This window comes from Acinetobacter sp. C15 (assembly GCF_013420645.1).
Taxonomy (GTDB): domain Bacteria; phylum Pseudomonadota; class Gammaproteobacteria; order Pseudomonadales; family Moraxellaceae; genus Acinetobacter; species Acinetobacter indicus.
Genome location: NZ_VOXR01000071.1, coordinates 1 through 7,134 on the forward strand (window position 1 = coordinate 1; position 7,134 = coordinate 7,134).

6 protein-coding genes are annotated in these 7,134 nt (G+C 48.0%); 4 read left to right on the forward strand and 2 right to left on the reverse strand.

Features of this window, described 5'->3' with window-relative positions; translation table 11 throughout:
- The 3 genes from FTT63_RS14450 to FTT63_RS14460 form a co-directional block, all read left to right on the forward strand.
- A partial coding sequence (locus FTT63_RS14450; protein ID WP_257233307.1) for an acyl-CoA dehydrogenase family protein occupies positions 1-194 on the forward strand: 194 nt, incomplete at its 5' end.
- Between the two features lie 227 nt (positions 195-421).
- Positions 422-1,843, forward strand: a complete 1,422-nt coding sequence (locus tag FTT63_RS14455) for an MFS transporter (RefSeq protein WP_075174549.1) — start codon at positions 422-424, stop codon at positions 1,841-1,843.
- Between the two features lie 49 nt (positions 1,844-1,892).
- Positions 1,893-3,122 carry a CaiB/BaiF CoA-transferase family protein gene (locus FTT63_RS14460; RefSeq protein ID WP_160241245.1) on the forward strand — a complete coding sequence of 410 codons (1,230 nt, stop codon included), beginning with the start codon at positions 1,893-1,895 and terminating at the stop codon, positions 3,120-3,122.
- A 97-nt stretch (positions 3,123-3,219) separates the two neighbouring features.
- Here the strand turns inward: FTT63_RS14460 and FTT63_RS14465 are convergent, their stop codons facing one another.
- Together FTT63_RS14465 and FTT63_RS14470 are read right to left on the reverse strand one after the other, a co-directional pair.
- Positions 3,220-4,128 (reverse strand): alpha/beta fold hydrolase, encoded by a 909-nt coding sequence (locus FTT63_RS14465; RefSeq protein ID WP_180192440.1) that lies wholly within the window; start codon positions 4,126-4,128, stop codon positions 3,220-3,222.
- A gap of 21 nt (positions 4,129-4,149) precedes the next feature.
- Positions 4,150-4,695 (reverse strand): PadR family transcriptional regulator, encoded by a 546-nt coding sequence (locus FTT63_RS14470; protein WP_180192441.1) that lies wholly within the window; start codon positions 4,693-4,695, stop codon positions 4,150-4,152.
- Positions 4,696-4,829: 134 nt separating this feature from the next.
- Between FTT63_RS14470 and FTT63_RS14475 the strand changes: the two genes are divergently transcribed.
- Positions 4,830-6,854: an NADPH-dependent 2,4-dienoyl-CoA reductase gene (locus FTT63_RS14475; protein WP_180192442.1), complete on the forward strand. Its 2,025-nt coding sequence runs from the start codon at positions 4,830-4,832 to the stop codon at positions 6,852-6,854.
- The last annotated feature ends 280 nt before the right edge of the window (positions 6,855-7,134 follow it).

Below are 7,134 nucleotides of genomic sequence, written 5' to 3' on the forward strand. Positions count from 1 at the left end.
ATAACTGTGGCAAGGCGCTGGATATTGCCCGCTTGGCTCGTGACATGATGGGTGGTAACGGCATTTCGGATGAGTTTGGTGTAGCGCGTCATCTGGTGAATCTGGAAGTGGTGAATACCTATGAAGGCACGCATGACGTACATGCCTTAATTCTGGGCCGTGCACAGACCGGAATCGCCGCATTCTGTAATTAATGTCATAGAAAAATAGCCAGGATGTTCAGGATGAACATCCTCAGGATAGTTGTGTCTAAAAAATCTGATTCATAATGTAAATAAAGGATTCATCGGCAGACTCTCGGGTCTTGCTTTGGGTGAGTTTTGGCTGTCATCTGCTGAATAAAAAAGAATAAAAAGCAGAAAGGCAGAACCCATAGCAAAAAATACCGGTGACTCATTTGGGAAAATGAGGTAACGACAAGATGAAAAACGATATACACGCTGAAGCCGGAACACTGGGCTTAAAACTGCCATCGAATGTGGGTACCGCCCATCGAATTAATAAAAACACCTGGAAACTGGCCTTTATTTTTGCCTTTGTGTCTTTGGTGATTGATGGCGTAGACATCATGCTGCTGTCTTTTAGCTTAACCAGTTTAAAAGCAGAATTTGGTTTAACCACGTTTCAGGCCGGAATGCTCGGCAGTGCGTCACTGGCCGGCATGGCCTTAGGTGGCATTTCCGGTGGCTGGGCCTGTGACAAATTTGGACGGGTCAAAACCATTGCCTGGTCGGTGGTGTTTTTCTCGATCATGACCTGTATTTTAGGTTTTACCCAAAATTATGAACAGTTCATGATTTTACGTTTTATTGGTGCCTTTGGTTTAGGTTCACTGTATATGGCCTGTAATACCTTAATGGCAGAGTATGTCCCGACCAAATACCGCACCACGGTGCTGGGGACTTTGCAGACCGGTCAGACTGTGGGTTATATCGTGGCGACGCTCATGGCCGGGGCGATTATTCCCGATCATGGCTGGCGTATGCTGTTCTATGTGACCATTATTCCTGCCGGCTTTGCCTTAATCTTCATGCGCTTTGTACCAGAACCAGCTTCTTGGCAGGAAGCCAAAATTGAACAGATTAAACGCCGTGAACTAAAACTTGAGGCACCTCAGCACGTACCGGAAAACCCAGCTGCTGCACCGTCTGAAAGTATCTATAAGCGTATTTTTGGCCATCAGAACCACCGTAAAATGTTCCTGCTCTGGATGACTACTGCGGCCTTTTTACAGTTTGGTTATTATGGCGTAAATAACTGGATGCCGACCTATCTGGAAACCGATTTAAACATGAACTTTAAAGCCCTGACCGGTTATATGGTCGGTGCCTATACCGCCATGATTCTGGGTAAAATTCTGGCCGGTTATGCTGCAGATAAGTTCGGACGCCGGATTACCTTTGTATTTGGTACGGTCAGTACAGCGGCCTTCCTGCCAGTCATCATCTTCTTTAACACGCCGGACAATATTGCCTACTTGCTGGTGACCTTTGGCTTCCTGTACGGGATTCCATACGGTGTCAATGCTACCTATATGGCTGAAACCTTCTCGACCGATGTACGCGGTACAGCCATTGGTGGTGCCTATAACATGGGACGTCTGGGCGCAGCGATTGCACCGGCAACCATCGGGATGATTGCAGCAGGCAGCTCTTTCACCATGGCCTTTATTGTGATGGGTGCCGCCTACTTCATTGCCGGGGTGATTCCAGGACTGCTGATTCGTGAGCGTCAATATGATCCACAGCAAGCCAGTCTGAGTGCGCAAAACACCAACGTGGAAACGGGGCAAACAGCGGCTGCCAGCAATGATGTCAGCGTGAAACCAGCCACAGTTAAATAAAAATAAAAGGATCGCGGGGGAGCATCCCCCGGATCTAGCGGAGGATAAGATGGGTGCATTACAAGGAATTCGGGTACTGGATTTAAGCAGGGTATTGGCGGGTCCATGGTGCGGACAGATTCTGGCGGATTTAGGCGCAGAAGTGATTAAAATTGAACGGCCACAGGTAGGCGATGATACCCGCATGTGGGGACCGCCCTGGATGCCCGATGCACAGGGCAACGCTACCCGTGAATCCGGTTATTTTCAGTGTGCCAACCGCAATAAATATTCGGTCAGTGTCGATATTGCCAGTGAACAGGGCCAACAGCTGATTCGTGAGCTGGTCAAAACGTCCGATGTGATCATCGAAAATTATAAGGCTGGTTCGCTGGCCAGATATGGACTGGATTATGCCAGCCTGAGTGAACTGAATCCGCAATTGGTATATTGCTCGATTACCGGATTTGGTCAGGATGGACCGCGGGCAGCAGAACCGGGTTATGACTTTATTATTCAAGGCATGTCTGGCCTGATGAGCATTACCGGCGAACCGGATCATGAACCGGGTGGTGGTGCACAGAAGGTCGGTGTGGCGGTGGTGGATATTCAGACCGGACTGTATGCCACGGTGGCGATTCAGGCAGCATTATTGGCGCGGCATCATACCGGACGTGGACAATATATTGATCTGTCTTTATTGGATGTTCAGGTGGCAACGCTGGCCAATCAGGGCATGAATTATCTGAGCAGTGGCCAGTCACCGCAGCGCATGGGCAATAAACACCCGAATATTGTGCCGTATCAAACCTTTAAGGCTAAAGATAAGGAATTTATTATTGCCTGTGGTAATGACAAACAGTTCAAGGACCTATGTCTGGCCATTGGTTATCCGGAATTATTGAACAATCCGAAATTCTTACGTAATCAGGACCGGGTCAAATACCGCGATGAGCTGATTCCAGCTCTGGCTGAATTTTTTCTGAGTCAGGATGCAGAGGAATGGGTACGCCGGATTCATGCGGTCAAAGTGCCGGTCGGTGTAATTAACTCGATTGAAGATGCCTTGGCTGAGCCACAAATTCAGCATCGGCAGATGCTGGTCAATTTGCCGCACAGTTTAAATGCGCAATTTAAAATGATTGCATCACCGATCAAGCTGTCAGATACACCGGTCGAATACCGGCAGGCACCACCGCAACTGGGTGAACATACGGCCTATATTTTGTCCCGCTTTAAATCTACCGAAGAACTGCAAGCTTTAAAACAGCAGGGCATTATTGATGGGGAAATTGCCTAGCGCTTTGCCTTGATTGCTAATCTTCACTTGCTTTTTGCCGAACCTCACACTGTTCGGCTTTTTTTATTGAGTGCGCTATAAATATTGATGTAGATACTTACTGATGCTGCAACAAAAAGTGTTTAATTTCACGGGCAAATTTCAGCGGCTCAGTCAGTAGCGGAGTATGCCCTGATTTTTCAAATAACACCTGCTGTGCCTGTGCCACACTCTGGGCAATCAGGGTTTGCCCCTGTACCGGATAGAGTACCGATTGCACCCCGCTAAAAAACACCGTAGGACAGTTTAGCTGGCTTAAGGCTTCACGATAATCTTCGGCATGTTCTAAATAGTTGCGGATATACCAAGTCATATAGTCCAGTCGAGATGAGGGTAACAGCAGATGTTGCAAACGTGGCTGTTGCAGGATTTTACGAAAGATGGCTCGCTGGCGAGGGTTGTTATTTTGCAGCTCAATAAACTGCATCCATAAAGCAAACAGTTGATCTTTGGCTGTGTTATTTAAATCGTGAATCCACTGAAGATGTGCGTGTTCCGTAAATAGCGCGGACAGTTCAGATAAAATCTGTTTAAAGCGGCTGTGCTGCTGACCAAACAGGCCATAAGCCCAGTGTTCATCTACCAGGATTTTTGGGGTCTGATCAATATGCAGATAGGCTTTTAACTGCGTTGCCAGCTGTCCATATTGCATGCCATGCATGGCGGTGGTCGCGCCCATCGAATAGGCAATAATTATAAACTGTTGCAGCTGCATTTGCTGAATTAAGGATTGCACATCCTGCCAGTGGCTGGAAATGGCATCCAGCTCCGGAATCCGGCACTGTTTCGAACCGCCAAAGCCGCGCCAGTCGGGAATAATAAAACGGAACTGTTTGCGTAGCGGCCACAAAAACGGCAGCCATTGCCAGCTGTGCATGCCCAAACCGGACAGCACCAGCACCGGTTGGCCCTGACCAAATTCACGTACAAATAAACCTTCGCCATCGGGCATGACATAATACGGCATGAGATTTCATTCCTTGAAATTTTATTGTTGTTGATCAAAAGCTTTTAGCGCAGGAATCACCGCGTCCAGCCAGCGAATCCAGCCGATTTCCTGCTCGATACCCAGCTGTAAAATCATTTTATGAATATATAAGGTACGATTTTCGTCGGTCTGCTGGGCAAAGTCTTTGGCATAAATGGCCTGATACAGCTGCAATTTTTCCTGATGCAACCGTAAATGCCGCTCTAGCTCGGGCAAAACCTCATTACCGCCGAGTTGTGCTTCGGCCCGTAAACGCACCATCAGTTCTTCACGGAGCTGCGCCGGAGGACCTTGCTTGACCATCCAGTCGGCCAGTTCGACCCGGCCTGCGGCCTCAACCTGATAGGTTTTTTTACGGCCTTGGGCATCTTCTTCAGCCAAAGTGGAAATCCAGCCTTTGCTGAGCATGCTGTTTAATTCACGATAAATCTGCTGATGGGTAGCATTCCAGAAAAAGCCCATCGAGCGATCAAAGCGCCGGGCCAGTTCAATGCCCGTACTGGGTTTTTCAATCAGGCTGGTGAGTAATACATGGGCTAAAGACATAGACGAGATCATGCAAGTATGAATCTAAAATATTATGCAACATGTTGCATAAAAGTCAAAATTCGCATATAAATTTATGCAACAAGTTGCATTAACATAAAAATAGCCCGCTTTTGGCCAGCCAAGGAGAGAATATGTCGAATTATCCGCATCTGTTAGCCCCGCTTGATTTAGGCTTTACCACCTTAAAAAACCGCGTACTTATGGGTTCTATGCACGTGGGTCTTGAAGAAGCACCAAATGGTTATGCACGGATGGCAGCATTCTATGCAGAGCGTGCCAAAGGCGGCGTGGGCCTGATTGTGACCGGCGGGGTTTCTCCAAATGATGCCGGCTTAACCTTTGCAGGTGGCAATAAACTTGACACCTTGGCCGAAGCTGAAAAACATAAAGTGGTCACCCAAGCCGTGCATGAAGCGGGCGGTAAAATCGCCTTGCAGATTTTGCATACTGGACGTTATTCCTATCAGCCGGATATTGTGGCGCCATCCGCGATTCAGGCGCCTATTAACCCGTCTAAACCGCATGCACTCACCTCGGCTGAAGTGCAGCAGACCATCGCCGATTTTGCCAACTGTGCCAAGCTGGCCAAATATGCCGGTTATGATGGCGTTGAAATTATGGGTTCGGAAGGCTATCTGATTAACGAGTTTATTGCCAAGCGTACCAATCATCGTGATGATGAATGGGGCGGCAGCTACGAAAACCGGATTCGCTTTCCGATTGAAATCGTGAAACGTACCCGTGCTGAAGTCGGTGAAAACTTCATTATTATCTATCGCCTGTCGATGCTGGATCTGGTCGAAGGTGGTTCGAGCTTTGAAGAAGTGGTGCAGCTGGCCAAAGAAATCGAAAAAGCGGGTGCGACCATTATTAATACCGGTATTGGCTGGCATGAAGCACGTATTCCGACCATTGCCACCAAAGTGCCGCGTGCGGCTTTTAGCTGGGTCACAGAAAAGCTCAAAAGTGAAGTCAAAATTCCTTTAATCACCTCCAACCGGATTAACACCCCGGAAATGGCAGAGCATGTACTGGCGACTGGCCAGGCCGATATGGTGTCGATGGCGCGTCCATTTTTGGCAGATGCCGATTTTGTAGTAAAAGCCGAGCAGGGCCGTAGCGATGAAATTAATACCTGTATTGCCTGTAACCAGGCCTGTCTGGACCATATTTTCTCCATGAAAATTGCCTCCTGTCTGGTCAATCCGCGTGCCTGTCATGAAACCGAACTGATCTTTAAAGAAGCCAGCCAGCCGAAAAACATTGCGGTGATTGGAGCGGGTCCAGCCGGTTTAAGCTTTGCAATTTATGCGGCAGACCGTGGTCATGAAGTGACGATTTTTGAAGCCTCTAACCAGATTGGCGGGCAGTTTAATATTGCCAAGACCATTCCGGGCAAAGAAGAGTTTTATGAAACCTTGCGTTATTTCAAACGTCAAATTGAGTTGCAGCCACGCATTCAGCTAAAACTGAACCATACGGCCAGCTTTGATGAGCTGAGCAAAAGCAGTTTTGACGAAATTGTGGTGGCAACCGGGGTGACTCCACGTCAGCTGGAGATTGAAGGAATTGATCATCCTAAAGTTCTGAGCTATCTGGATGTGCTGAAAGAGCGTCGACCGGTGGCGAAACGGGTTGCGATTATTGGTGCTGGTGGAATTGGTTTTGATACCGCAGAATACTTAAGTCATGCCGGTGAAAGTGGCAGTCTGAATCCGGAAAAATTCTATGATGAATGGGGGATTGATACCGAATATGAGCATGTCGGTGGCCTGAAACCGGCACAGGTAGAAGCCTCCAATCATGAAATCTATTTATTGCAGCGTAAAGCATCTTCGGTGGGAGCAGGCCTGGGCAAAACCACCGGCTGGATTCATCGTACCGGCTTAAAAAACCGTGACGTTAAAATGATGGCCGGCGTAAGCTACCAGAAAATTGATGATCAGGGGCTGCATATTACGGTCAATGACCAGCCGATGCTGTTGGAAGTTGAAAATGTGGTGATCTGTGCCGGACAAGAATCTTATACTGCTATGTACGATCAGCTGCAAGCTGCGGGTAAAAATGTGCATCTGATTGGCGGTGCCAAGGAAGCCGGTGAGTTAGATGCCAAACGCGCAATCCGTCAGGGCGCAGAGTTGGCGGCGAAAATTTAATGCAATTCCTTCACCCTCTCCCTATGGAAGAGCGCTGGGGAGAGGGTGAATAACCGCCTCTGCCCTGTGCAGCAAGGTTGCTCATCTTTTGGAAGCCGAGGGAATTCGCTGAATAGAATCAACTCCTTCCTTTGAAAAAGGGAGGTTGGGAGGCACTGCTGTCCCATAGTTTGCTTTAAATAAAAAAACCTGAGTCCTAACAGTTAAAATATGAGTGCAAACAAACACTTTAACGACCAGGATTCAGGTTTTGTCACATCAGAATACCGTATTTCATGAG

Bases quoted from the DNA above. Each gene is read 5' to 3' on its own strand.
- FTT63_RS14455 (WP_075174549.1), top strand. From the start codon at position 422: ATGAAAAACGATATACACGCTGAAGCCGGAACACTGGGCTTAAAACTG.
- FTT63_RS14460 (WP_160241245.1), top strand. From the start codon at position 1,893: ATGGGTGCATTACAAGGAATTCGGGTACTGGATTTAAGCAGGGTATTG.
- FTT63_RS14465 (WP_180192440.1), bottom strand. From the start codon at position 4,128: ATGCCGTATTATGTCATGCCCGATGGCGAAGGTTTATTTGTACGTGAA.
- FTT63_RS14470 (WP_180192441.1), bottom strand. From the start codon at position 4,695: ATGTCTTTAGCCCATGTATTACTCACCAGCCTGATTGAAAAACCCAGT.
- FTT63_RS14475 (WP_180192442.1), top strand. From the start codon at position 4,830: ATGTCGAATTATCCGCATCTGTTAGCCCCGCTTGATTTAGGCTTTACC.